Origin of the sequence: Devosia sp. LjRoot16, assembly GCF_964252795.1 — a bacterium.
Classification (GTDB): Bacteria; Pseudomonadota; Alphaproteobacteria; order Rhizobiales; family Devosiaceae; genus Devosia_A.
Genome location: NZ_CAXUPH020000003.1, coordinates 652,359 through 677,504 on the forward strand (window position 1 = coordinate 652,359; position 25,146 = coordinate 677,504).

The 25,146-nt window shown below is 65.4% G+C and carries 25 protein-coding genes, 1 pseudogene and 1 riboswitch; of the genes and pseudogenes, 17 read left to right on the forward strand and 9 right to left on the reverse strand.

The features are described from left to right. Positions 1-11: 11 nt before the first annotated feature. The 5 genes from ACSQ23_RS17610 to ACSQ23_RS17630 all read right to left on the reverse strand — a co-directional run bounded on the left by ACSQ23_RS17610 (position 12) and on the right by ACSQ23_RS17630 (position 4,703). Positions 12-839 (reverse strand): ABC transporter ATP-binding protein, encoded by an 828-nt coding sequence (locus ACSQ23_RS17610; protein WP_436091377.1) that lies wholly within the window; start codon positions 837-839, stop codon positions 12-14. A gap of 4 nt (positions 840-843) precedes the next feature. Beyond that, positions 844-1,695 carry an ABC transporter permease subunit gene (locus ACSQ23_RS17615; protein ID WP_436091378.1) on the reverse strand — a complete coding sequence of 284 codons (852 nt, stop codon included), beginning with the start codon at positions 1,693-1,695 and terminating at the stop codon, positions 844-846. Between the two features lie 74 nt (positions 1,696-1,769). Then, positions 1,770-2,735, reverse strand: coding sequence for an aliphatic sulfonate ABC transporter substrate-binding protein (locus tag ACSQ23_RS17620; protein ID WP_436091379.1), 966 nt, complete (start codon positions 2,733-2,735; stop codon positions 1,770-1,772). Positions 2,736-2,763: 28 nt separating this feature from the next. Beyond that, a complete protein-coding gene (locus ACSQ23_RS17625) occupies positions 2,764-3,336 on the reverse strand; it encodes an NAD(P)H-dependent oxidoreductase (protein WP_436091380.1) in 573 nt (190 codons plus the stop codon). Next, entirely contained in the window at positions 3,336-4,703 is a 1,368-nt protein-coding gene (locus ACSQ23_RS17630; RefSeq protein ID WP_436091381.1) for an LLM class flavin-dependent oxidoreductase, read from the reverse strand. The genes ACSQ23_RS17625 and ACSQ23_RS17630 overlap by 1 nt, the downstream gene beginning before the upstream one ends. Before the next feature lie 664 nt (positions 4,704-5,367). Further along, positions 5,368-5,584, forward strand: a riboswitch (cobalamin riboswitch). Positions 5,585-5,693: 109 nt separating this feature from the next. On the opposite strand from ACSQ23_RS17630, the gene ACSQ23_RS17635 reads away from it, so the two are divergent. From ACSQ23_RS17635 to arfB, 7 genes are all read left to right on the forward strand, one after another. Further along, complete coding sequence (locus tag ACSQ23_RS17635; protein ID WP_055880593.1) at positions 5,694-6,497, forward strand: ABC transporter ATP-binding protein; 804 nt, start codon at positions 5,694-5,696, stop codon at positions 6,495-6,497. Between the two features lie 11 nt (positions 6,498-6,508). Next, positions 6,509-7,453, forward strand: a complete 945-nt coding sequence (locus ACSQ23_RS17640) for an ABC transporter substrate-binding protein (protein WP_436091382.1) — start codon at positions 6,509-6,511, stop codon at positions 7,451-7,453. Positions 7,454-7,618: 165 nt separating this feature from the next. Further along, positions 7,619-8,677, forward strand: coding sequence for a FecCD family ABC transporter permease (locus tag ACSQ23_RS17645; protein WP_436091383.1), 1,059 nt, complete (start codon positions 7,619-7,621; stop codon positions 8,675-8,677). A gap of 56 nt (positions 8,678-8,733) precedes the next feature. Then, positions 8,734-9,087 carry an ArsR/SmtB family transcription factor gene (locus tag ACSQ23_RS17650; protein WP_436091384.1) on the forward strand — a complete coding sequence of 118 codons (354 nt, stop codon included), beginning with the start codon at positions 8,734-8,736 and terminating at the stop codon, positions 9,085-9,087. Continuing rightward, positions 9,071-9,577, forward strand: a complete 507-nt coding sequence (locus ACSQ23_RS17655; RefSeq protein WP_436091385.1) for an SRPBCC family protein — start codon at positions 9,071-9,073, stop codon at positions 9,575-9,577. The genes ACSQ23_RS17650 and ACSQ23_RS17655 overlap by 17 nt, the downstream gene beginning before the upstream one ends. A 164-nt stretch (positions 9,578-9,741) precedes the next feature. After that, a complete protein-coding gene (locus ACSQ23_RS17660; protein WP_436091386.1) occupies positions 9,742-10,527 on the forward strand; it encodes an SDR family NAD(P)-dependent oxidoreductase in 786 nt (261 codons plus the stop codon). Between the two features lie 117 nt (positions 10,528-10,644). Continuing rightward, positions 10,645-11,133: an alternative ribosome rescue aminoacyl-tRNA hydrolase ArfB gene (gene arfB, locus ACSQ23_RS17665; protein WP_436091387.1), complete on the forward strand. Its 489-nt coding sequence runs from the start codon at positions 10,645-10,647 to the stop codon at positions 11,131-11,133. A gap of 27 nt (positions 11,134-11,160) precedes the next feature. Here the strand turns inward: arfB and ACSQ23_RS17670 are convergent, their stop codons facing one another. After that, positions 11,161-12,324 (reverse strand): DUF2652 domain-containing protein, encoded by a 1,164-nt coding sequence (locus ACSQ23_RS17670; protein ID WP_056001038.1) that lies wholly within the window; start codon positions 12,322-12,324, stop codon positions 11,161-11,163. A 407-nt stretch (positions 12,325-12,731) separates the two neighbouring features. Here ACSQ23_RS17670 and ACSQ23_RS17675 point away from each other — a divergent pair, with 407 nt between their 5' ends. From ACSQ23_RS17675 to uppS, 3 genes are all read left to right on the forward strand, one after another. Beyond that, positions 12,732-13,340 (forward strand): hypothetical protein, encoded by a 609-nt coding sequence (locus ACSQ23_RS17675; protein ID WP_055880610.1) that lies wholly within the window; start codon positions 12,732-12,734, stop codon positions 13,338-13,340. Then, positions 13,330-13,692: a transcriptional regulator gene (locus ACSQ23_RS17680; RefSeq protein WP_055880611.1), complete on the forward strand. Its 363-nt coding sequence runs from the start codon at positions 13,330-13,332 to the stop codon at positions 13,690-13,692. The genes ACSQ23_RS17675 and ACSQ23_RS17680 overlap by 11 nt, the downstream gene beginning before the upstream one ends. Positions 13,693-13,990: 298 nt before the next feature. Beyond that, a complete protein-coding gene (gene uppS / locus ACSQ23_RS17685; protein WP_436091388.1) occupies positions 13,991-14,674 on the forward strand; it encodes a polyprenyl diphosphate synthase in 684 nt (227 codons plus the stop codon). Positions 14,675-14,853: 179 nt separating this feature from the next. On the opposite strand, the gene ACSQ23_RS17690 is transcribed toward uppS, so the two are convergent. After that, positions 14,854-15,468, reverse strand: coding sequence for a dihydrofolate reductase family protein (locus ACSQ23_RS17690; RefSeq protein ID WP_436091389.1), 615 nt, complete (start codon positions 15,466-15,468; stop codon positions 14,854-14,856). Between the two features lie 136 nt (positions 15,469-15,604). On the opposite strand from ACSQ23_RS17690, the gene ACSQ23_RS17695 reads away from it, so the two are divergent. Both ACSQ23_RS17695 and ACSQ23_RS17700 read left to right on the forward strand, forming a co-directional pair. Then, positions 15,605-15,934 (forward strand): ArsR/SmtB family transcription factor, encoded by a 330-nt coding sequence (locus ACSQ23_RS17695; protein ID WP_436091390.1) that lies wholly within the window; start codon positions 15,605-15,607, stop codon positions 15,932-15,934. Beyond that, positions 15,931-16,410, forward strand: coding sequence for an SRPBCC domain-containing protein (locus ACSQ23_RS17700; protein ID WP_436091391.1), 480 nt, complete (start codon positions 15,931-15,933; stop codon positions 16,408-16,410). Before ACSQ23_RS17695 ends, ACSQ23_RS17700 begins: the two co-directional genes overlap by 4 nt. Positions 16,411-16,529: 119 nt before the next feature. On the opposite strand, the gene ACSQ23_RS17705 is transcribed toward ACSQ23_RS17700, so the two are convergent. Further along, positions 16,530-17,705, reverse strand: coding sequence for an MFS transporter (locus tag ACSQ23_RS17705; protein WP_436091392.1), 1,176 nt, complete (start codon positions 17,703-17,705; stop codon positions 16,530-16,532). An 840-nt stretch (positions 17,706-18,545) separates the two neighbouring features. Here ACSQ23_RS17705 and uvrB point away from each other — a divergent pair. Further along, positions 18,546-20,900, forward strand: a pseudogene (uvrB, locus tag ACSQ23_RS17710) (excinuclease ABC subunit UvrB); the annotation flags it as partial. A 256-nt stretch (positions 20,901-21,156) separates the two neighbouring features. Here the strand turns inward: uvrB and ACSQ23_RS17715 are convergent. Continuing rightward, positions 21,157-23,253, reverse strand: a complete 2,097-nt coding sequence (locus ACSQ23_RS17715; protein ID WP_436091393.1) for an AAA family ATPase — start codon at positions 23,251-23,253, stop codon at positions 21,157-21,159. A gap of 231 nt (positions 23,254-23,484) precedes the next feature. Here ACSQ23_RS17715 and ACSQ23_RS17720 point away from each other — a divergent pair, with 231 nt between their 5' ends. From ACSQ23_RS17720 to ACSQ23_RS17735, 4 genes are all read left to right on the forward strand, one after another. After that, a complete protein-coding gene (locus ACSQ23_RS17720) occupies positions 23,485-23,775 on the forward strand; it encodes a hypothetical protein (protein ID WP_436091394.1) in 291 nt (96 codons plus the stop codon). A 13-nt stretch (positions 23,776-23,788) separates the two neighbouring features. Then, entirely contained in the window at positions 23,789-24,085 is a 297-nt protein-coding gene (locus ACSQ23_RS17725) for a hypothetical protein (protein WP_436091395.1), read from the forward strand. A 132-nt stretch (positions 24,086-24,217) separates the two neighbouring features. Then, positions 24,218-24,568, forward strand: a complete 351-nt coding sequence (locus ACSQ23_RS17730) for a hypothetical protein (RefSeq protein ID WP_436091396.1) — start codon at positions 24,218-24,220, stop codon at positions 24,566-24,568. A 292-nt stretch (positions 24,569-24,860) separates the two neighbouring features. Then, positions 24,861-25,142 carry a DUF1905 domain-containing protein gene (locus tag ACSQ23_RS17735; RefSeq protein ID WP_436091397.1) on the forward strand — a complete coding sequence of 94 codons (282 nt, stop codon included), beginning with the start codon at positions 24,861-24,863 and terminating at the stop codon, positions 25,140-25,142. Positions 25,143-25,146: the final 4 nt, after the last annotated feature.

Here is a 25,146-nt window from a genome sequence, read left to right on the forward strand (position 1 = left end):
GCTTCTTGCACCTAGCGCCGGAAGATCGCGTCGAGCAACTGTCGCTCGATCCGCGCCAGGTCCTCGGCGCCCCGCAACCGCGGACGCTCGTGCTGGACCAGGATGTCGAGCACGACGTGGCCCTCGTCGAGGACGATCACCCGGTCGGCCAGCGCCACCGCCTCACCGACATCGTGGGTGACGAACAGCGCGGTAAACCCCTGCTCCCGCCACACCCGCTCGACCAGCCCCTGCATGGTGATGCGGGTCAGCGCATCGAGCGCGCCCAGCGGCTCATCGAGCGCCAAAAAGTCCGGCCGGCTGACCAGCGCACGGGCCAGCGCCACGCGCTGCCGTTGCCCGCCGGAGAGTTGCGCCGGCCAGTCGCCAGCCTTCTCGTCGAGCTGCACCTCGCGCAGTGCCGCCAGCGACTTCTCCTTGGCCGGGCGGCCGCCCTGGCCCGGCCCCAGGCCCACTGCGACATTGCCGGCGACGCGCTCCCACGGCAGCAGCCGCGGCTCCTGGAACACGATCCGGGCATTCGGCGTCACTGCCTCGCCGCCCGGACCGGTGAAGGTGATGCGCCCGCCGGTCGGCTCGTCGAGACCGGTGAGCAGCCGCAGCAACGTGCTCTTGCCGCAGCCGCTCTTGCCGACGATGGCGAGGAACTGCCCTGCGGGCACCTCGAGATCGAGCTGGCGCAGCACCGGCACGCTGCCGAACGACTTATCCAGCCCCTCGATGCGGATGCCCACCGCACTGCCGCGCTCTGCCGCGGGCGCCGGTGCCTGCGGACCGTACTCCGGCTCGATCCCCTTGCCCCAGGCGTTGAACTTGCGGGCCTGCTGAATCTGGCTCATCGGATCACCCTTTCGCCGGCGTCTGGAACGCCGGGTGCCATTGCAGCGTCCGCCGTTCGAGGAACCGCGCCGTCGCATCGGCCAGCTTGCCGAGCAGCGCGTAGATCACCAGCGCCAGCACCACCACATCGGTCATCATGAACTCGCGCGCCGAGTTGGCCATGTGTCCGATGCCCGACGAGGCCGCCATGGTTTCGGCGACGATCAGCGTCAGCCACATGATGCCGAGCGAGAACCTCAGGCCCACGAAGATCGAGGGCAGCGCGCCCGGGAAGATCACCTTGCGGAACAAGGTCCAGCCGTTCATCCCATAGACCCGCCCCATCTCGATCAGTTGTGGATCGACCGTCCGCACACCGTGCAGCGTGTTGAGATAGATCGGGAAGAACACCCCGAGCGAGGTGAGGAACAGCTTCGCCTCTTCGCCGATGCCGAACCACAGGATCACCAGCGGGATCAGCGCCAGGTTGGGAATGGTGCGGATCATCTGCAGCGTCGTGTCGGTGAGCCGGTGCGACAGGCTGGAAACACCGTTGGCGATCCCCAGGAGGAAGCCGATCGAGCCGCCGACGAACAGCCCGGACAGCGCCCGCTGCGCGCTGACCGCAATATTGACCCCGAGCTCGCCCGAAACCGTCTTGTCCCAGAAGGCCCTGAGCACATCGAGCGGCGCCGGCATCAGCCGGTTGCCGATCAGTCCCAGGCTCGAGGCCGTCTGCCAGGCGACGACGATGGCCACCGGCAGCAGCAGCGGCAGCGCGCCGCCCAGCCGGGACGAAATCCACCGTCCCGCCTGGCGCAGGTTTGGCCCACCCGGCAAGGCGGCCGGTTTGGGAAGCTCGGCAACCAATGTCATTTCGCGTCTCCCTGAAAGCGCGACAAATCAAAGGCCTCAGGCATTTCGTCGTTTCAGCGAAACGGCGGAATGCTCTAGAGCTCCGGCGCGTGCCAGAAGACCTCGGCAATCGAGAGCTTCCTCGGCAGGATCCCCAGCCCGAAGAATTCGTCGGCCAGAGCCTGCTGGTAAGTGAGGATGCTGTCGTCGAGCGGTTGGATGGCGCCGAGGTCGGCGCCCTTGCGGGTCAGCGCGATCTTCTGGATCGGTTCGGGCACGCCGGTCACCGCCGAGATCTCGCCGACCGTGGCCTCGATATCGGCCTGCGCCGCCTTACCGACCCTCGCCAGTTCGTCGATTACCTCGGCGAGGATGGTCGGGTTCTCCTTGGCGTAGCCGCCATTGGCCAGGTAGTAGCCCCAGGAGTCGACGATGCCTTCGGTCGTCACCAGCACGCGCGTATCCGGCGCCTGTTCGGCGATCGCATAATAGGGGTCCCAGATGATCCAGGCATCGATCTGGTTGCTGGCGAAGGCCGGCGCCGCATCCGGCGGCCCCAGATCCAGCGCCTCGACATCGGCCGGCGTCAGCCCGACCGTGCGCAGCGCCTTGACTGCAAAATTATGCGCACTGGAGCCACGCTTGAACGCCACGTTCTTGCCCTTCAGGTCGGCGATCGACTGGATCGGCGAGTCCTTTTTGACGAGAATGGCCGAGCCGGCGACGCTGCTCTTGCTGGCCGCCACATAGACCAGGTCGCCACCCGCCGCCTGGGCGAACAGCGGCGGGATGTCGCCGGTCGAGCCGAAATCGATCGCGTTGGCGCCCAGCGCCTCGAGCAGCGGCGGCCCCGAGGTGAACTCGGACCAGGTGATCTTGACGCCGCGCGCCGCGAGCCGCTTGTCGAGCGCCCCCGACGATTTGGCGAGCGCAAAGACCCCGCCCTTCTGCCAGCCGATGCGGAATTCCTTGGCCGTATCCTCGGCCCGTGCCACGCTTGGCACGAGGCTCAGCGCCGACGCCGCGGCGAATAGCTTCAGTGTCGATCTGCGATCGATCATCGTCGTCTCCATCAGAAACAGGTTGAAATCAGGCGATGGCGCGCTGCGGCTCGGCCGCCTCGACGCGCTTGCCCCGCAGCCGCCAGTCGAGTTCCTCAGCCACCCGTTCGATCCCCTTCAGCAGGCCGGGGCTGTGCGGCTGGTAGTCGACGAAGTCCGGCTCGCTGGCATAGATGCCGGTGGCGATGATATCGGCCGAAAAGAACGCGAATAGCGGCCTCAGCCCGTGGTCGATCGCCAGCGCGTGCCGCTCGCTGCCGCCGGTTGCCGAAAGCACGATCGGCTTGCCCTTCAGCGCCTTGGGCTCGATCAGGTCGAACAGGTGCTTGAACAGCCCGGTATAGGTGCCTTTGTAGATCGGCGAACCAACGACCAGCGCGTCCGCGGCGGTGATCGTTGCGATCAGCTGCGCGAGATCGGCCGGCGCCGAGCGCGGATCGAGGGTCGAGCCCAGCGAGGGCTGGATCTCCTGCAGATCGAAGATCGAGACCTTGGCTCCCGAACGCTGCGCCGCCGCTTCGGCGATCGCTTCCACCAGGTTGCGCGTCCGCGACGGTCGCGACGAGCTGCCGGCAAATCCGACAATATTCAGCCCGGCCATCAGGCGCTCCTCTGGCTCTGCGCCGCAGCGCGTTCGACGAAACGATTGACCGGCCGCGCGAGCCCGAGATTTTCCCTGAGCGTCGCGCCTTCATATTCGGTGCGGAACCAGCCGCGCCGCTGCAGCACCGGCACCACCTGGTCGACGAAGTCGGTGAGCCCGGTGGGCAGCACCGGTGGCATGATGTTGAAGCCGTCAGCCGCCCCACCGTGGAACCACTCGCCGATGGCGTCGGCCACCTGCTCGGGCGTTCCGACCACCGTCCGGTGGCCGCGCGCCGTGGCCAGCGACAGGTAGAGCTGCCGCAGGCTGAGCCCGCGTGCCGCGAGGTCCGACACCAGCTTCAGCCGGCTCTTGTTGAGTTCGGTATTGGTTGGCAGCGGCGGCGCCTTGTCATCGAGCGAGTAGCCCGACAGGTCGACCCCGACATAATATTGCTTGAGGATCGACCAGGCGATCGTCGGGTGCACCAGCGACTGGATGAACTCGTAGTTCTCCTGCGCCTCTTTCTCCGTTCCACCCAGCACCGCGAAGATGCCCGGCATGATCAGCAGTTGTTCCGGCCGGCGGCCGAACCTGGCGAGCCGCCCTTTGATGTCGGAATAGAACTCCTGCGCATCTTCCAGCGTCTGGTTGGCGGTGAAGATCACCTCGGCGGTGCGCGCCGCCAGTTCGCGACCCGGCTCCGAGGCGCCGGCCTGCACCACCACCGGCCGGCCCTGCGGTGAACGGGCGACGTTCAACGGCCCGGCGACATCGAAGAACTTGCCGTGGTGATTGACCTTGTGGACCTTGTCAGGGTCGAGAAAGACCCCGCTCTGTTTGTCGCGGATCAGTGCATCATCCTCGTAGGAGTCCCACAGGTCGAGCACCAGATCGACGACTTCCTCGGCCCGCTCGTAGCGGTTGGCATGCGCCGGGTGGCCAGCAATCGAGAAGTTCTTCGACACGTCGGCGCCGGTCGTCACCACATTCCAGGCGGCGCGGCCTTTCGAGATATGGTCGAGCGAGGCGAATTTGCGGGCGAGGAGATAGGGATCCTCATAGGTGGTCGACGCCGTGGCGACGAAGCCGATCCGCTCGGTCACCTGCGACAGCGCCGACCACAGCGTCACCGGCTCGAAATGCGCCGAATGGCTGACTCGGCTGCGCGTCTCGGCGTCCTTGTCGCCATCCCAGCCGGCCGGACTATCGGCAACGAACACCAGGTCGAACTTGCCGCGCTCGGCCGTCTCGGCGAGGCCGCGATAGTGGTCGATGCTGTGTCCGGCATCGGCGTCCGAATCCGGGTGCCGCCACGCCGCGATATGATGCCCGGTCGCCATAATGAAGGCGCCGAGTTTGAGCTGTCTGTCCTCGGTGGTCATTTCGACATCGGTCCCCGGTGCCGCGCTCCATGCTCGGCAATGAGACTTTAGACTACTAATTCAATATACAATGTCGACTGATGGCTTTGCGCCGATCGCTGGGTTCGTGAGCTTTTTTTGCCCGCACAATCGCCTTGCCGGGGAACGGACGGTCGGATGCGGTTTCTGAACCATTTCTGCAACCGACGTTCAGCGCTCTGTCAGCTGGGCTGTGATGCACTGCTCCTAAGCTGCCGAGTCGGTGGCACTGAGGGGGCACATCTCAGTTCATTTCTCCCATCGAGCTGCGACGCTCGATAGCCCGTGAGGCGGGGCGCCTCCCCTCCCTCACGACGCGGACCCGGCCCGCCGCACGGTGTCGGGTCCGCGATCCCTTTTGGATTGCCACTTCCCGGCAGTGCCAATGCACGCATGTCAGCGATGGTCACCCTCTTGCCTTCTCCCCTTGTGGGAGAAGGTGGCGCGCAGCGCCGGATGAGGGGTCCGCGCAACGAAGTGTAGCGCGATCGGAGCGTAGGCGACGAGCGACGGAGCCCGCGGAGAGAACCCCTCATCCGCCCTTCGGGCACCTTCTCCCACAAGGGGAGAAGGCGATCACTGCACCGCCGGAGCGCCATGCTCTGAGACCACCTCCCTGCCAATTGACATCGCCACCGAGTCCACGCTCTATGCGCCGGTTCAAGGTTCCTCGGCGGCCGCCAAGCCAACGGGGATTAAAAGGGAACACGGTGCGACGTACCCATCAGGGCGCAAAACCGTGGCTGCCCCCGCAACTGTAAGCGGCGAGCTCTTCCGTAGACACCACTGACCCGACGGGTTGGGAAGGTTCGGAGGCGCTGTGACCCGCGAGCCAGGAGACCTGCCTCGACAGCTCACTGTAACCCGGCCGGGGTGTGCCGAGGGGAACGTCGATGGCGCTACGACTACGCATCGCAGCTCGCATTTTGATCGGTTCGCCCGTCAGCCCTCGCCTATGCGCGGAGGCCTCCCATGGAGCTTGCCCGATCCCTGGTCGGCTCTAGCCCGGCCGCCCTCTCGGTCGAAGGCCTGAGCTGGGGGCCGTCGCATCGCGTCCCGATCGTCCGCGATCTGAGCTTTGTCGTCGCGCCCGGCGAGATGCTGGCGCTGGTCGGCCCCAACGGTGCCGGCAAATCCAGCCTGCTGCGCTGCCTCTACCGCTACCACCGCCCCACCGCCGGTACGGTCCGCCTCGATGGCGCCGACCTCTGGTCGCTGCCGCCCCGCGCCACCGCCCGCCGCATCGCCACCGTGCTGCAGGAGCCGGCCTCGGATTTCGGTCTCAGCGTCGCCGAAATCATCGAGCTCGGCCTCACCCCGCATCAGCATGATGGGTCACCGCGCGGTTACGCGTCAGTCGAAGCCGCCCTCGATCTGCTCGGCCTCGCGCCGCTGGCTGCCCGCGATTTTGCCTCGCTTTCTGGCGGCGAGAAGCAGCGCGTCATGCTTGCCCGCGCCCTGGTGCAGAAACCGGATCTGCTGATCCTCGACGAGCCCACCAACCACCTCGATATCCGCCATCAGCTTGAGGTGCTGGCGCTGCTGGCGGCGCTACCCACCACCATCATCGTCTCGCTGCACGACCTGGCGCTCGCCTCGGCCCATGCCGATCGCGTGCTGGTCATCGCCGATGGCCGGCAGGCGGCGCTCGGCCCGCCGCTGGAGACGCTGACGCCTCAGGCCATCCGGGAGACCTTTGCCGTCGAGACCGCCATCGACAGCCATCCGGCTACCGGCCGCCCCCGCTTTTCCTTCCATCTCGACCCGCGCCGCTAAGGGAGAATTCCATGCGCCTCAGCCTCCTCGCCGCCCCGCTTGTCGCGCTCGCCGCGACCAGCGCCTTCGCCTCCGGCTTCCCGGTCACCGTCAAAAGCTGTAACCGTGACGTTACCTTTGAGGCCGCCCCGAGCCGCGCCGTCTCCAACGACGTCAACCTCACCGAAATGATGCTGGCCCTCGGCCTCACCGGCTCGATGGCCGGCTATACCGGAGTGTCGGAATGGAAGACGCTCGACGAAACGCTGCGCGCCGGCGTCGCCGAACTGCCCGAGCTGTCGCCTGACTATCCCACCAAGGAAGTGCTGCTCGGCGCCGATGCCGACTTCTATTTCGCCGGCTGGAACTACGGCATGAAGGTCGGCGGCGAAATCACCCCGGAGACCCTCGGTGCCTTCGGCATCAAGGTCTACGAGCTGACCGAAAGCTGCATCCACATCATGGACAAGCCCAAGGCCGCGATCGACGACCTCTATGTCGACCTGCTCAATCTGGGAAAAATCTTCGGCGTCTCCGAACGCGCCGAAGCGCTGGTTGCCGGTTACCAGTCCGAGCTCGCCGCCTCCACCGCGACGCTACCCAGGCGCGACACCCCGCCAAAGGTCTTCATCTATGACTCGGGCGAGGAAAAGCCCTTCACTGCGGGCCGCTACGCCATCCCCACCGCACTGATCGAAGCCGCCGGCGGCGCCAACATCATGGACGACGTGAACTCGAGCTGGGTCGAGATCGGCTGGGAGCCGGTGATCGAGCGCAACCCCGACGTCATCGTCATCATCAACTACGGCGAAGTCACCGCCGAGCAGAAGGCCGACTTCATGCGCAACAACCCGGCCTTCAAGGACATTCCGGCGGTAAGGCATAACCGCTTCGTTACGCTTCAATATGTCGAGGCCACCCCGGGCCCGCGCAACATCGCGGCGATCAAGCACCTGGCGGCGGCGTTCGCGGAGTAGGCGAAGCCGGCGCGGGCTGACCCCGCCCCTGTCCCCTCCCCGCAAGGGGGAGGGAGACCCTCCCACAGATATCGAGGACAGCGTCTCCCTCCCCCTGTTTGAGGGGGAGGGGACAGGGGTGGGGGTCGGCCCGCGCCGGCGGTCCAAGTTAGCAAGCAAGCCCCCATGTCCCACCGCCACCTCTCCGGCCCGCGCCACGCCCTCGTCCACGCCACCCCGGCGCTGGTGCTGGCGCTCGCCGCGCTGCTCCTCGTCACCGCGCTGGTCGCCGTCAGCGTCGGCGCCATCGCCATTCCGCTCGATACCGTGTGGTCGGTCGTCGCCCACCATCTCGCCCCCGGCAGCGTCGAGGTCAGCTGGTCGGCCGGTCGTGACAACATCGTCTGGGAGGTCCGCCTGCCCCGCGTCATCCTCGGCGCCGCCGTCGGCGCCAGCCTGGCGCTGGTCGGCGCGGCGCTGCAATCGGTGACTCGCAACCCGCTCGCCGATCCGCACCTGCTCGGCATTTCCTCGGGCGCGGCGCTTGGCGCCATCATCGTGCTGCTGCATACCGGCATGTTCCTCGGCCTCGCCACCGTGCCGCTCTTCGCCTTCGGCGGCGCGCTCCTGAGCACCGCCATCGTGGTCAGCGTCGCCAATCTCACCCGCTCCACCGATGCCAGCAGGCTGATCCTCGCCGGCGTCGCCGTCAGCTTCATCATCACCTCCGGCGGCAGCCTCGCCATCTTTCTCGGCGATCCGCGCGCCGCCCACACCGTGATCTTCTGGATGCTCGGCGGCCTCGGGCTCTCAACCTGGGCGCAACTGCCCTACCCGCTCGTCGCGCTCCTCGCCTGCGGCGCTTACCTCATCGCCAACGCGCGCCACCTCAACGCCATGACTCTCGGCGACGAAAGCGCCACCACGCTCGGCATCCCGGCCGGGCGCTTCCGCATGCTGGTGTTCATCGTCTCGGCCCTGCTGACCGGCGCCGCCGTGGCCTTCTCCGGCGTCATCGCTTTTGTCGGGCTGATGATCCCGCACATCGTCCGCCTGGTGGTCGGCGGCGACTATCGCCGGGTGCTGCCGCTGTCGGCTCTGCTCGGCGCCATCTTCCTCGTCCTCGCCGATATGCTGGCCCGCATCATCATCCCGCCGCAGGATCTGCCCATCGGCATCATCACCGGGTTGGTTGGTGGCGGCTTCTTCATCCTGCTGCTCCGCCGCCGCGGCCGTGCCGCTTGACAGCAACCAAGGCGAGGCGTATTCAACACAAACGTTGATCAACGAAAGTGTTGAATATGTACTCCGCTACCGACCCACTCAGCACCACGCTCTCGGCCCTCGCCGATCCGACCCGCCGGGCCCTGCTGGCCCGGTTGAGCGAAGGCGAGGCAACGGTCAACGAGCTGGCCGAACCCTTCGACATTACCCTGCAGGCCGTGTCGCGCCACCTCAAGGTGCTGGAGACCGCCGGCCTGATCAGCCGCGGCCGCGAGGCGCAGTGGCGGCCCTGCAAACTCGAAACCGCCCGGCTGCAAGAAGTCGATGGCTGGCTCGCGCGCTACCGCATGTTCTGGGAAGGCAGCTTCGACAAGATGGGCGCCTATCTCGAAGAGATCACCAAGGGAGATGACAATGGCTCAAAGAACTGAAATGCGCACTGAGGACCTGAAGCTGCGCGACGACGAGCTGTTCATCACCCGCAGCTTCGATGCGCCGCTGTCGATCGTCTGGCGCATGTGGCAGGAGCCCCAGCACATGATCCGCTGGTGGGGTCCGGAAGGCTTCACCGTCACCGACCTTAGCTCCGACTTCCGCCCCGGCGGCGCCTGGCGCGTCGGCATGACCTCGTCGATGTTCCCCAAGAGCTGGTCAGGCGGCGAGTATCTCGAGATCGAGCCGCATAAGCGCATCGTCCTCAGCTTCGCCTGGGACGAAGGGGCCGGCGAAACCGTGCCCACCACCATCACCGTGCAGTTCGAGGAACGCGCCGGCCGCACCACCCAGCATTTCCACCAGACCCCCTTCACCTCCGTCGCCTCGCGCGACAGCCATGTCGGCGGCTGGAACTCGCTCTTTAACAAACAAGAGCAATACGCCGCGGCTTTGGCCAAGGGCATCCAGCTGCCGCAGCTGACCTGACCTCATCACCAGCGCCGGTGGCTGTGCACCCACCCTTGATCCCTCCCCGCAAGGGGGAGGGAGACGCCCGCACGGACATTGTGTTTTGGTCTCCCTCCCCCTTGCGGGGAGGGGACAGGGGTGGGGGTCAGCACGCACCAGCCTCTCAACCGGAAAGGCCTCCCATGCTCGCCGACAAGATCGCCATCATCCACGGTGCCGCCGGCAGGATCGGCTCCGCCACCGCCCGGCAGTTCGCTGCCGATGGCGCCCGCCTGTTCCTCGCCGGCCGCACACTCGCCAAAGTCCAGGCCATCGCCGACGCCATCAACGCCGCGGGCGGCGAGGCGGAGGCCGCCGAAGTCGATGCCCTCGACGAAGCCGCGGTTGGCGCCCATGCCGATGCCATCGCCGCCAAAGCCGGCCGCATCGACGTCACCTTCAATGCCATCTCGATCTTCGGCCACCTGCAGGGCACGCGCCTCATCGACATGAACAGCGCGGACGTGCTCACCCCGATCACCGCCGGCGTCCGCACGCACCTGTTCACCGGCCTCGCCGCCGCCCGCCAGATGGTCAAGCAGGGCTCCGGCGTCATTCTCACCCTGTCGTCCACCGGCGCCCATCTCTCGGGCCGCGACCAGATGGAGCACAGCGCCGGCGGCTTCGGCATCGCCTGCACCGCCATCGAAGCGCTGTCGCGCACCCTCGCCGCCGAACTCGGCCCCAAAGGTATCCGCGTCGTCTGCCTCCGCTCGGAGGCCATCCCCGAGACCTGGCCCTCCGCCCCCGAGCACGCCGAGCTGGTTCGCGAGATCAAGGCCTACATGACCGCCGGCACCATTCTCGGCCGCATGCCCACCCTCGCCGAGGTCGCCAGCGCCGCCGCCTTCGCCGCCTCCGACCGCGCCACCGCCATCAGCGGCGCCATCATGAACCTCACCTGCGGCTCGGTGATGGACGCGGACTAGTTCGAGCGTGTGGCCACCCCCACCCCGGCCCCTCCCCACAAGGGGGAGGGAGGCGCTAACGGCACGATCTCAGTTCTGCTTCTCCCTCCCCCTTGTGGGGAGGGATCAAGGGTGGGGGTGGCCACACGCTCAGGCGTCCGTGCTAAGCTCCGCCTCCAACCTGCGGAGCCCTCCCCCATTCCCGACTCTCTCCACATCGGCGGCGCCGTGCATCTCCCGCTGTCGGAGATTTCGATCGACTATATCCGCAGCCCCGGCCCGGGCGGCCAGAACGTCAACAAGGTGTCGAGCGCGGCGCAGCTCCGCTTCGACCTGATGGGTTCGCCGTCGCTGCCCGAGCCGCTGAAGCACCGCGCCGCCGTTCTCGCCGGCAGCCGGCTCACCACCGAGGGCGTCATCGTCATCACCGCCAACCGCCTGCGCAGCCAGCCGCTCAACCGCGACGACGCCATCGACCGCCTCGTCGCCATCCTGCGCGAGGCGCTGGTCCCGCCAAAACCCCGGCGCCCGACCCGCCCTACCCTCGGCTCCAAGCAACGCCGCCTCGAAGGCAAGTCGCAGCGCGGCGCCACCAAGAAGCTGCGCAGCGTCAAGAGCTGGGATTAACGCTCGTCGGATCGGCGGTGAAAGGCTCTAGGCGCCGATCTCGCCAAGGCTCTGGCGCGCCGCCGCGCCGATCTCCGCCGCAGCGATCGTCGGCATCGCGTCCTCCGGCGGATGCTGCGCATGGTCCGCCTCGATATGCCGCGCGAACTGCTCGATATCGTGCTGGAACTGTTTCGCCGACGACTTCAGCCCGGCATCCGACATCATCCGGCCCAGCAACGGGCCACTCGATTTGCTGAAGATCTGCGTCAGCCGGGTGCCGGTCCCCGAGTCTTCGAGCCGCAGCTCGGTCAGCCCCGACACCCCACGGATCGGTACCGGCGACACATACTCGACCAGCATCTGCTCGAATGGCTGCCATTCGAGCACCGTCAGCGGAATGATCGCGTCGCCGTGGTAGCACTGGAACACGCTGCCAACCGCTACCCGCCCGGCGCTTTTGCCGTTGATATCGAGATGCGTCGCCGCCAGCAGCACCCGGTAGTGCTCGGGCTGCACCACATAGTCCCACACCCGCTCGCGCGGCAGCGCGATCTCGGCGCTCACCCGCATCAGCTCGCTGTCCCCCGGGATGCTCACTCGGGTCAGCTGGCGCTTCGCTTCCCACACCGGATGCATGTCCTCGATCCACACTGCGACCGGGCCGAAATTCTCGTAGCTCTCCTGATGCGCCACCAGCCCCTCGGTCCCCAGCCCGAGCCGGGTCAGCGCCGCATCGGTGAACAGCGTATAGGCCCGGAAGCCGGTCGCCTCGGTCACGTGGTTCTTCAGCAGCCGATGGATCAGGATCACCTCCGAGCCCACCAGCTCGTCATGTGCATCGAGCTTCTGCACGGCGAATTCGCCATGATGGACGAAGAACTTCAGATCCAGCGTGCCGATATTGCGGCAGGCATTGCAGGGGCATGTGGTGTTGTGCACCATCCGCTCGATCGCCCTGCGGAAATCGACATAGGTGTCCTCGATGGTCTCGGCGAAGGTCTGGCCGGTGAGGAAATTGTCGCTCAGCCCGTAGCTGATCACCGCATCGCCGGCGAGCCGTGAGATCACCAGCGGCGGCCGCGTGTCGTGGATCAGGAGGTTGAGCAGCGCCGTCAGCGTCTGCTGCGCATGCTCCAGCTCCGACGCTCCCAGATACTGGGTGTAGCCGGTAATGTCGGCGATGAGGAAATAGCCAAGCCGGGTCGACACCTGTCACCTCCCCCGCCGCGCCGTCATTGTCTCACGGAACGGGGCAGCAGGGCCAGTGTCGCGGTGGCCTCTTGCCGATCCGCTCGCGGCGGCCGCTTGCCGTCCGCCCGCAACGGCCGCAAGCGGCCGTCCGATGTCAGCGGAATTGCCGGAACGATCCGCTATCAATAGGTGGACCCCGACGCATGGCGGCATCGGGGTCCGAGCAGTCACCTAGAACGCCGGGAGCTGGAAAGCTCCTGGCGTCGTGCCACGAGGCGGGGAGCCCAGAGGCACCCGACAAATTACCACGAATGCACCGCGCTTCACAGCGGCGCCTGTGACCGCACGGTTCCCGACTCCACGCCATACACCCGCCGCAATTTGCGTCCCAATCTGGTTTGCGTCACAAACCAGAGTCACCGGCCATGTCCGACCTCGACAAAGCCCTCGCCGATATCGTCGAGATCAAGTCGCGCCTCGCCCAGTCGAGCGAGTTCCTCGGCCTCGGTCCGGCCGCCCTCGCCACCTCGGGCCTCCTCGCCTTCGCCGTTGCGGCGCTGCAGTCGGTGCTGCCGGGCGCCGCTGAGCCCATGGCCTACTTCACCGGCTGGGTGCTCACCGCCATTGTCGCCGTCGCACTGATCGGCGCCGAGATGCTGCGCCGGGCCCAGCGCCACCATGCCGGCCTCGCCGACCAGATGATCCGCGAGGCGGTGCTGAACTTCGTACCGGCAGGCGTCGCCGGCGCGGCGCTGCTCGCCTTCTTCGCCCGCTTCGCGCCCGAGCAGCTGTGGCTGGTCCCCGGCCTGTGGCTGATCCTCGTCAGCCTCGGCATTTTTGCCGCCGTCCGCTCGCTGCCGCGCGCCATCGCGCTGGCCGGCGCCTGGTACCTGCTGTCAGGCTTCACCGTGCTGCTCTTCGCCGCCGGGGACCAAACCCTCTCGCCCTGGCACATGGGCCTGCCCTTCGCTGTCGGCCAGTTGCTGATCGCCGGCATCGTCCACCGCGCCTCGGAGGCCGCCAATGTCCGCTGAGCCCGATGCCCCGTTCGCTTATGACGGGCTCGACCGCGTCATCCACGAGAAGGCCCGCCTCGGCATCCTCACCTCCCTGGTCAGCCGGCCCGACGGCCTCGCCTTCAACGACCTGCTGCGCCTCTGCGGCCTCACCCAGGGCAATCTCAGCCGCCACCTCGCCGTGCTGCAGGAAGCCGGCCTGGTCGACATTCACAAGGGCTACACCGGTAACCGCCCGCTGACCGAAATCCGCCTCACCCCCGCCGGCCGCCAGCGCTTTCTCGACTATCTCTCGGTGCTCGAACGCGTCGTCCGCGACGCCTCGGCAAGGGCTGAGCAGGCTGCGCCGGGGAAACCGCAGGTGGCTTGAGGTGCTGACTGAAGCAGACGGCCCCCTCCCGGCCTCCCCCATAAAGGGGGAGGTGAAGAGTCGAGGCTTCGTCTTCGATTGTGCCCAATGAACCGGCGGGGCACCTCCCCCTTCATGGGGGACTTCGAACCGTCCCGAAGGGCAAATCGCTCCAGTGGAGCGATTTGAGGCGAGAAGGCCATGAGAGCTATGCTCGAATGGCGAGGGAGGGGGCCGTCTCTCTCCGTCGACCACTGCCAATTCGTAACCGATGCCTGACCAATTCATATCCGCTCAACCGATGTCCAAGAGGTTTACAATGCAAACCACTCCCGACCACAAACTCCACGTCGCCATCATCATGGACGGCAATGGCCGCTGGGCCGAGGCGCGGGGCCTGCCTCGCCCGGCCGGCCATCAGGTCGGCGCCGATACCGTGCGCGCCATCGTCCGCTCGGCCATTGCGCGCGATATCGGCGCGCTGTCGCTCTACGCCTTCTCCACCTATAACTGGCGCCGCTCCGAGGCCGAAGTCGCCGGCATGATGGCGCTGCTGCGGCATTTCCTGCTCGTCGAGGCGCGCCAACTGCGCGACGCCAATGTCCGCATTTCCATTCTTGGCCGCCGCGACCGCCTGCCGCTCGGCCTGGTGAAAGCCATCGCCGCCGCCGAACGCAGCACCGCCGCCTGCACCGGCCTGCATCTGCGCGTCGCCATCGATTACTCCGCCCGCGACGCCATCCTCGCCGCCGCGGCGGCGGGACCCGAGGCGATCGCCGCCGAACTCGGCACCGAGGATGTCGATTTCCTCATCCGCACCGGCGGCGACCAGCGGCTCTCCGATTTCATGCTGTGGGAATGCGCCCAGGCCGAGCTCTACTTCACCCGGGTGAAATGGCCCGACTTCGGCCCCACCGAATTCGACACCGCGTTGGCGGAGTATCGCACCCGGGTGCGCAGCTTTGGCGGCAATGTCGAGCCTGTTAGGGCTATCGCTGGGTAGAGCTCTGTGAGAGCCGCAAACGGACCCGAGATGGGCCCACGGCCTCACCTCCCCACCGGCCGTCATCCCAGCGAAAGCTGGGACCCAACTCACAGCCCGCGCCAGCCGATAGATGGGTCCCAGCTTTCGCTGGGATGACACCGATGGGTGGTCAAATCCTGCGCCCGATCTTCAAGTCCCTAAGGCCGCTGGAACGTCTCGTATTTCGCCTCGCCCACCCGTTCGAACACCTGGATGTTGAGCCCGCCCGGCGTCGTGTCGTTGCGCAGCGCCTGCATCGCCGTCGCCACGCCATCCCGTGCAAACAGCTTGTGCCCGGCCCCGACAATCACCGGCGCCACCACCAGCCGCAGCTCATCGACCAGCCCCGCCGCCAGCAGCGACCCGGCAAGGCTGCCACTGCCATGCACCTGCAGCTCACCGCCATCCCGCGCCTTCAGCGATGCGATCTCCTTGAGCACATCGCCGCGCAGCACCGTCGCCGGCCCCCACGGAGTTGCGCCGAGCGTCGTCGAGGCCACGTATTTCGGCAGCCGGTTCATCATCAGCCCGATGGCGTCATCCGGCTTGTTCATCTCCGGCCAGTCGCGCGCAAAGCTCTCATAGGTCCGCCGCCCGAGCAGCAGGCCATCGGCCTGCTCCAGCCAGCTGCGCGCCTGATCGAGAAAGCCCTGTTCCATGTAGGGCACGAACCAGCCGCCGCGCGAAAAGCCGTCGCTGCGGTCCTCGTCCGGGCTGCCCGGCCCCTGGTAGACGCCGTCCAGCGATACGAAGGTCATGACCACCAGCTTCATTTTTCGAACTCCGAGTGAGAAACACTATGCCTTTTGGCTAACTATCAACCGACAACACTTAGCGCAACGGCTAAGTGTTGTCGGCGGTAAACACTTAGCCATTGCGCTAAGCATTAGCCGATGCTAGTCGTCGCCAATGCATACGGGCACCGAGCAACTCGACGGGATTTTCCAGGCCCTCGCCGATCCGACACGGCGGACCATCCTGCAGCGCCTCGGCGGCGGCCCGGCCGGCGTGGGCGAACTGGCCAAACCGTTCGACATGGCCCTGCCCTCGTTCATGAAGCACATCACCGCGCTCGAGCAGAGCGGCCTGATCCGCACCGCGAAAACCGGCCGGGTGCGCACCTGCACCCTCGAAAAGGGCACGTTCGCGCTGGTCGACAGCTGGCTGGATCAGCAGCGCCGGCTGTGGAGCGGGCGTACCGACCGGCTCGAGGCCTTCGTCACCAGGGACAAGACATGACCGAGATGTTCGACCCCGAACGCGACCTGACCATCGAGCGCTTCATCCGGGCGCCGCGCGCCGCCGTCTGGGATGCCTGGACGCTGCCGCGGCAGTTCGAGCAATGGTGGGTGCCCGAGCCGGCCAAGTGCCGGGCGGTCCGCTTCGAAGCCGTGCCCGGCGGCCCACTGGTCACCGAGATCAGCGAAGCCGGCCAGCCCTTTGCCCCACACATGAACGCCTGCTTCCTGATCGTCGAACCGCAGCGCCGCCTCATCTTCACCGATGCCCTGCTCGCCGGCTTCCGCCCGGCGCCCAATAGCTTCATCACAGCCGAAATCACCCTCGACGAGGTGAATGGCGGCACGCAGTACGCGGCCCGCGTCATGCATTCCGACCGCGCCACGCGCGACAAGCACGCCGAACTCGGCTTCTACGACGGCTGGGGTACCGTGATCGAACAGCTGGCGCGGTTTGTTGAGGTGCCGACCAGCTGAGCGAAGACGCCCGGTCCGGCGCTGTTTGGCACCGGCGGATGTCTCGCGTCCCCTCTCCCCTCCTAGGGGGCGTTGATGGCACCGCCAGTGGAAACACAACCAAGCCGCCTCGCCCCCCCTTACGACCCCTCCTCGTCCATCCGCTCGCGTGGCCCTTCCGGCACCGAACGCCACACGATCAGCGCCAGGGCGACCAGGGGGATGCCGATCAGCGGCAGGGCCATGGAGCCCCAGCTGTCGAGCACGATGCCTCCTAAGGCCGCTGCCACCGCCATGCCGATCATGAAGGCGGACATATTGAGCGAGATCGCCACCGGCACGGCGCCCGGCGCGATCTGCGCCATGTGGCTGGCCACCGCGATCGAATAGGTGCGGCCGACGAAACCCTGTGCGCCGACCGTCAGCATCAGCGCCGGCAGGGCGAAGGCCGGCGGCACATAGGAGAGGCCGAAAAACACCGCCATCACCACGATCACCGCCAGCCCGGCGATCGTCGCTGTCCGGCCGCTGCCGAACCGATCCGACATCCGGCCGGCGGTGGCGCTGCAGGCGATGGCGCCGATGCCGCCGGCCAGCAGCACCAGCGGCAGTGTTTCGTAGCCGACGCCGACCGCCGCCATCAGCGCGCCGATATAGACGATCAGCGGCGACGAGCCGATCATGAACAACAGGGTCGAGAGCAGCGCGCGGCCCACGCCGGGGTTGCGCAGCACCCGCAGCCGGTCGCGAATGCTCAGCGTATCGCCCAGCATGCCACGCGGCAGCCGCATATAGAGCGCCGTCGCCGCCAGCCCGGCCATGATCGCCAGCATCACATAGACGACGCGCCAGCCGAACTGCGCCGCGATCCACGCGCCGAGCGGCACGCCGGCCAGCGCCGCGATCGCCTGCCCCATGCTGATCACCTGCATGTAGCGGCCGCGCTTGCCATACGGTGCAATCATCGCCGCTGTCGCCATCGCGGTGCCGGTATAGGTCCCCGCCACCACCGCCAGCGCCGTCCGCACCACGACCAGGGCTTCGAACGTAGTGGAGAGCACGATCAGCAGCGCGCAGAGCGCAAAGCCGAACTCGGCGCCGGCGAGAATGCGCCGCCGCCCCACCCCGCCGAGCAGCAGCGCCAGCAGCGGCGGGCCGAACGCATAGGCCAGCGAATAGAACAGCACCACCAGCCCCGCCTGCCCCAGGCTCACCCCGAGGTCGGCGCCGATCAGCGGCAACAATCCGGCGATCAGGCCCCCTTCAATGGCCCCGACAAATGCCGCCAGCGCCAGCCAATACAGCCGCGAATCCATAGCTCCCCCTCGGGAGAGTATTCTTGGCGTCGTGCGGAGGCATGGGAAAGGGCAAATCGCCCGCAGCGACACATCCAATGGTAGCGGTCCCAATCGCATTACTGGGCCGGATCCAGCCACAAGCTCGATGCCCACCTCCCCCTCGACGGGGGAGGCAAGCGAAGCTTGCGAGCGTAAGCGAGCTAGCGCAGCTCGGAGGGGGTGTGCGGAGCCTCGGTGCCTGCGGCCGATCAATCCTGGTCTGGGAACCACCACCGAGTGTGGGGCTCCACGTCAAAGAGCCTGGCCGCACGCATCGAGCCCCCCGCGCACCCCCTCCGAGCTGCGCTAGCTCGCTGTCGCTCCCAAGCTTCGCTTGCCTCCCCCGTCAAGGGGGAGGTGACATCGCGGCTGTGGCTGGATCCAGTGGCCTCCGCGCGCACGCACCTGTTCCCTTTCCGTTCGCCACGCCCTATATTGACGTGCACCACGACAACACTGACAGATTCTGACAGCACACCTATCTATGGTGCTGGCTGCGCACCGCCCGCGCTCCTATCGCGGGGCGCCAAGTGAACCAAACGCCGAGAGTCCGCCATGCCCCCGAAAAAGCCGGTTTCCGACTTCTCCATCGATGACTTCCTCGGTGAGATCGAGAAGGCCGAGGACGAGCGCCTGAACAAGCGGCTGCCGCAGGAGCGGCTGAAAAACAAGCGCGCCCTCGACAACGCCGCCCGCCGCGCCGCCGAAGCTGCCGGTACCGGCATCCAGCCGCTGACGCCCCAACCCCTGATCAAAAAGGCCGATGGCCCGCTGGCGCAGGAAAAGCCGAAAAAGACGGCCCGCTCCGCCGCCACCGGCATGCAGCTCAAGGCTCCCAAGTCCAAGGCCAACTCGGTCGATCGTCCGGACTTCGGCGGCATGGGCGAGTCGGACCAGGCCGGCTTCGGCCACCTGCCCTCCGGTCACGTCACGGCCCGCGATATCTCGCGCCAGGCGGCGAAAGACCCCGAGGTCATGGAGCAGCTGCGCGAAGCGCTCGAGACCTCGAAGAAGAAGGTCAGGGCGAAGAACATGCCCGGCCAGTCGCTGGCCGGCGCGCAGACAGTCGGCATCTCCGCCACGGTGAAGGCGCTCGAGGATATCATCCTGCACGGCCGCAAGGAGGTGGAGGGCAACAAGGAGTGGAAGCCCCACCGCCCTGCCCCGCGCGACAAATCCGAAGGCGGCGTGCCGTTCAAGCTGGTCACCAGCTACGAGCCGCGCGGCGACCAGCCCACCGCCATCGCCGACCTGGTCGAGGGCGTCGACAACGGCGAGACCGACCAGGTGCTGCTCGGCGTCACCGGCTCCGGCAAGACCTTTACCGCGGCGCAGACCATCATGCGCACCCAGCGCCCGGCGCTGATCCTCGCGCCCAACAAGACGCTGGCCGCCCAGCTCTATGGCGAGATGAAGTCGTTCTTCCCCGACAACGCCGTCGAGTATTTCGTTTCCTACTACGACTACTACCAGCCCGAGGCCTATGTGCCGCGGACCGACACCTATATCGAGAAGGAATCGACCATCAACGAGCAGATCGACCGCATGCGCCACTCGGCGACGCGCGCCCTGCTCGAACGCGACGATGTCATCATCGTCGCCTCGGTCTCCTGCATCTACGGTATCGGCTCGGTGGAAGACTACACCGCCATGACCTTCGATCTCCGCAAGGGCCAGAAGGTCGACCACCAGGAGCTGCTGCGCTCGCTCAGCCAGCTGCAATATAAGCGCGGCGACACCGGCTTCGTCCGCGGCACGTTCCGGGTGCGCGGCGATACGGTGGAGCTGTTCCCGGCCCACTATGAGGATGCCGCCTGGCGCATCACCCTGTTCGGCAACGAGATCGAGTCGATCGCCGAGTTCGATCCGCTGACCGGCAAGAAATCCTCCGACCTGCTCAGTGTCCGCATCTTCGCCAACAGCCACTATGTGACGCCGCGCGCCACCCTCACCGGCGCCATCAAGGAGATCCGCAAGGAGCTCGCTGCCCGCCTGCAGGAGCTGAACGGCGCCGGCCGCTTCCTCGAAGCGCAGCGGCTGGAACAGCGCACCCTGTTCGATCTCGAAATGATGGAAGCCACCGGCTCCTGCGCCGGCATCGAGAACTATTCGCGCTACTTCTCCGGCCGCAAGCCGGGCGAGCCGCCACCGACCCTGTTCGAATACCTGCCCGACAACGCCCTGGTGTTCATCGACGAAAGCCACGTCACCGTCGGCCAGCTCGGCGCCATGTATCGCGGCGACCTGCGCCGCAAGGCGACGCTGGCCGAATACGGCTTCCGCCTGCCCTCCGCCATGGACAACCGCCCGCTCCGCTTCGAGGAGTGGAACGCCATGCGCCCGCAGACTGTCTATGTCTCGGCCACCCCCGGCGCCTGGGAAATGGAGCAGGCCAACGGCGTGTTCGCCGAGCAGGTCATCCGCCCCACCGGCCTGATCGATCCGCCGGTCGAGATCCGGCCAGCCAAAACCCAGGTCGACGACGTGGTCGACGAGATCCGACAGGTGTCGAAGGCCGGCTACCGCACGCTGGTCACCGTGCTCACCAAGCGCATGGCCGAAGACCTCACCGAATACATGCACGAGCAGGGTATTCGGGTGCGCTACATGCACTCCGACATCGACACCATCGAGCGCATCGAGATCATCAGGGATCTCCGCCTAGGCGCCTTCGATGTGCTGGTCGGCATCAACCTGTTGCGCGAAGGTCTCGACATCCCCGAATGCGCCCTTGTCGCCATCCTCGATGCCGACAAGGAAGGGTTTTTGCGCTCCGAGACCTCACTGATCCAGACCATCGGCCGCGCCGCCCGTAACGTCGACGGCAAGGTCATCCTCTACGCCGACAACATCACCGGCTCCATGGAACGCGCCATGGCCGAAACCACCCGCCGCCGCGAGAAGCAGACCGCCTACAACGTCGCCAACGGCATCACCCCGCAATCGGTGAAATCCAACATCAAGGAAATCGTCGACAGCATCTACGAACAGGACCACGTCACCGTCTCGATCGGCAAGGACAAGAGCGGCAAGGAAAAGGTCCAGGCCGGGGCGAACCTGGCCGCGGTCATCAAGGACCTGGAACGCGAGATGCGCGAGGCGGCGACGAACCTGGAGTTCGAGAAGGCGGCGCGGTTGCGGGATGAGGTGAAGCGGTTGCGCGAGATGGAGTTGGATGTGTTGGAGGGTGGGGTGGACTAGCACGTTCAACGGCAAAAAATCGCTCCACTGGAGCAATTTTGGGTGAGTGGGCCATGAAAGCTTCACTCAGAAAGGTTCTCACGCTTTCTCGAAGCCAGGCCCCGCCCGGCTTACGAGCGGCTTGACGGTTCCGTGCCCCCGCTCGGGCACCCTGAAGATCAAGCCGACCGACGCCGGAACGTGGGAAGATGAACTCCCAAGCCGAGTCTCGCAGCTGCCTAGTGCGCAGCTAGGCAGCCAGCACTTTGTCGATAATCACTTTCATGCCTTGGGGCTTTACCCCACCTTCGACCATGCGATTTACCAGAAGATTCCGGAAAACCTCATAGCTAACGGGCAGTCCCTCGATGTCCACAAGTTGTTTGAGAATCTCCCGCCCTGGTAAGCTTTGTCGCCATGAACCATCTACGAAACTCTGCTGGATCTCGCCCTTCATTTGCTCTTCGAGGGAGGCAACCTCCGCTTCGGTCAGCTCCACTTCTACTGTCGCTTTTAGTCTCTCGAACGTCCTAGCAATCGCCTTGCTAAGCTCATTGCCAATCGCTGGGGCCAAAGGATCGAATGACAGATTGATCGCGCCAACTATCTTGGCGTTCGCGAAACTCCTCAAGCGATGCCGCAGTACGCCTCCGACGGTGTTTCTCGCAGCGGCCATTAGGCGATCAGCCGCTCGCTGAGCGTCATAGGTGGCTCCCGGCTTGATCGCATTAATCGTCGACGCGATCATCTCGTCGATCAGGAGGTAGTTCTCGACGTGATAGACGTTCCACACGTGCCGATTTACACCGCCGCCATCCTGGGTTGGCCCATCAGTGTCGGCGTCCACAATTGCGAAGAATTTAGTGGGTAGATCGCCGCGCTCATATGCCCGCTCCAGTATTTCATGCAGAGCGCGCACCCTCCCCTTATTACTTCCAGATACAAGATTTATGCCGCGCAATTCCTGTGCGAACAGGGCCCCTACCAGGGTCTTGTCAAAGTCCGTATCGCCACCACCCTCGAATATCAGGGCCTTCCCCCCCGGCCTATACGCAGCTAGATCCCCGACTAGGTCGGTCATCACCCTGTCGAGGTCACCATTCACAGTGAGAGCTCTTAGCTGGGAAACGTCGGCCCCCTCAGCCCCACTGGGCAACATGTGGAACACGTTGTAACCCGGCTTTCCAACTGCCTCCCGAATTAGTGCATCTGAGTGAGTCACCAGCCATAGCTGATTCGATAACGCCTCTCCTAGGTTCTGACGATAGAACTCAGGAAGTCCCCGTATCAGTCTTGGATTTAGATGTAACTCCGGTTCGTCCAGAAGTATGATCGAATCTTTGGGCGCCCAACTTCTGATGCGAAGATATCCGTAGAGTATTTCTTTCTCGCCCGCGCTTAACTCGTCCAGATCATGCTCGCTCCCCGATTGCGTCCCCACAGGAAAATCTAGGCCGCCTTTGCGGTTCGCACGGGGTCCGATAAATTTCTTGTCCGGGAAGAATGTTGCAAACAATTCTTTCATCGCATCGCTGAGGGACACGTCAATTTCGCCGCCACCTCCTATCGCTTGCTCTGTCAACATCTGCCGAATGTACCCGGCGGCCATTTCACTCTTCACGTTGTTGTATTTGTTGTTGTAGTTGTAAAGAGTGCTCTGGCTTTGCACTTGGTTTGCCTGATCCAAGCTTAGATTGATACCTTGTACATTCTCTCTACCGTAGTGACGCTGCGCTCCATGAAAATCAATAACACCAATGTCGGCAGGGCGATAATTGGTGAACAGGACCGTCAGCAGTCTTGATTGCGTAATCTGCACCTCACCATTCGGACTTATTACAACGGCCGCTGATATTTGCGGCAGAGCCAGGTTGTTCAGGAGCGTCGGCAGCTCCTGCTGTACCCGGGCAATCACTTCGGGCTTTCGTTCACGGAACTGGTTGGAAAAGAGAGCCTTGCTGTAGCCGCCGTACTGAAATGCTTCCGGCAACACTGTTTGCCAAATTGATTCTTCTAAGAGTTCCGCCGCGTGTTCCTGAACGTAGATCTTCTCGCGGTCCCTTAGTGCAAAATTGCACTGAATTACGACGGGTTTTGTGGGGTCATTGAACAGGCCCTTCAGGTTTTGAACGCCAGCGTTAAGTTGTATCTGAAACTCGCCGAAGAATTGCTGAAATTCGTTCTGTTGGTATCCGCCATAGGTGGATTTCAATAATCTGATCGCGTCAAAGATGCAGGACTTTCCGGACCCATTTTGCCCTGCGACGATAATTGTATCACCAAGAACACCGGTATCGACACTAACTATCCCCCTGAAATTTCGGATCGACAGATTCTCTATGCGCATACCTACCCCCAATTTTCGCCTCCGGGCAGAATAGTCGGCGAACCATCTTTGCGCTACATGCGCCAAGCGTTAGCAACATCCTTGCTGGCGCGGGTGTTGAATTAGAGTGCATCGCCTAAAATCCTGACTGAGACGTACACCGAAATCCTGCCACACTCGGTTCATCCTCAATTCATCATATGACTTCCATGTTCGCCCCGTTGCATCCCGCAACGCGAGGTAAAACATCAAATGCTGCCAAAGCTTAGCGTCACGGTTTTTGCCGTTGCGGCCGCCTGTTTGACTGCCCCGTCCTTCGCTCAGACCTTCCCGGAAATCACCGCTATCCGCGCCACCGACCTGCTGCGGGCGCCGCCGCCGGATGGCCGGCGGGTCACCGGCATCGCCAAGGGTGAGCGGCTGAAACTGTACGAATGCGTGGGCAAGCCGACCTGGTGCCGGGTCGGGCAGCTCGCAGGGCCGCATCCCCGCAGCGGCTGGGTCGCCGCCGATGCGCTCGATGGCGCCGTCTCCACGCAGTGACGGGACCGGCCCCATGCTCAGCAAACGCCAGGCCGCCGCGCTCGCCTTGATCGCCACGCTCGTCGCGCCCGGTTCTTTCGCCACCCCTGCCGTGGCGCAGGATTTCCCTGAAGTCACCGTGCTGCGGTCGACGCCGATCTTCCGCAACCCCGGACATCGGCCGTTCGGCCAACTCGCCAAGGGCGAACGGGTGATGCTGCACGAATGCACCGAGCTGCCCGGCTATTGCCAGGTCTCGCTGCGCCAACCCGGCCGCCGCCTGACCGGCTGGGTCAACTCCGAGGCGCTGGACGGCGTCGTCGCCAAATGATCGATCGGGCCGGCCGCAACAACGCGCTGGCCCGATCGCTGTTGCGCCCATTCCTGGGCTGCGGACGGGGGACCTCCCCCTCGACGGCCATGCCCGGCGCCGATAACGTGCGGCCAATTCTTGGGGGATTTTATGCACATCACGCTTCGCGCCGCGCTCGCCGGCCTGCTCGCCTTCGCCGCTTTGCCGGTGGTTGCCGCCGAGCACGCCTTTACGCTGCACAACAACCTGACCAAGCCGATCACCGGCTTCAAGGTGAAAGGAGGCGAGGTCAGCGGCTTCAAGCAGATCGGGGCGGGCAAGCGCGTCACCTTCACCGTCATCGTTCCCGGCAGCGAGTGCGCAGCCGCGGTCAGTGCTCGTGTCGGCGAGAGCCGGCGCGATGGCCGGGTCAACCTTTGCGACCAGGGCGGCTACGTTCTCACCCCAGCCGAAGGCGGCACAAAATTCCTGCCGCTCTCGCAGGTCATGCTGGTCCGCTAGGGCGTTTCACTGACGGACTGACCCACCTGCGATCACCCCAAACTCGGTGTCATCCCAGCGAAAGCTGGGACCCATTTCGCAGCCCGCACCAGTGGGGAGTTGGGTCCCAGCTTTCGCAGGGATGACACCGGTGCGTGGGTCAGGGCTGAGCCCAAACACCGGCCCCTGCAAGCGACCTAGCCCGCGGGCAAGGGCGCTCCGCCGCGGGCAACCGGATGCCGCCCGCACACCCCCTGTCGAAATCCCCCACCCTCGCGCGACATTAGGTCAGGCAAGCGAAAAGGAGCCGATCATGTCAGCAGCAACTCTCCCCACCAGCTTCGAGGCCACTTTGGTCCAGAGTTCCGCCGAGGGCGGCTGGACCTATCTGGTCTGGCCCGAGTCGGTCGCCTTCTTCGGCACCCGCAGCCTCGTGAAGGTCGTGGGCACCATGGATGGCAAGCCGTTCCGCTCCAGCTTCATGGCGCTCGGCGACGGCACGCATAAGCTGCCGGTCGCCGCGAAGCTACGTAACCAGCTGGGCAAGCGCGTCGGCGACGCCATCGCCGTGACGCTGACTGAACGGCTCAACTGAGCCG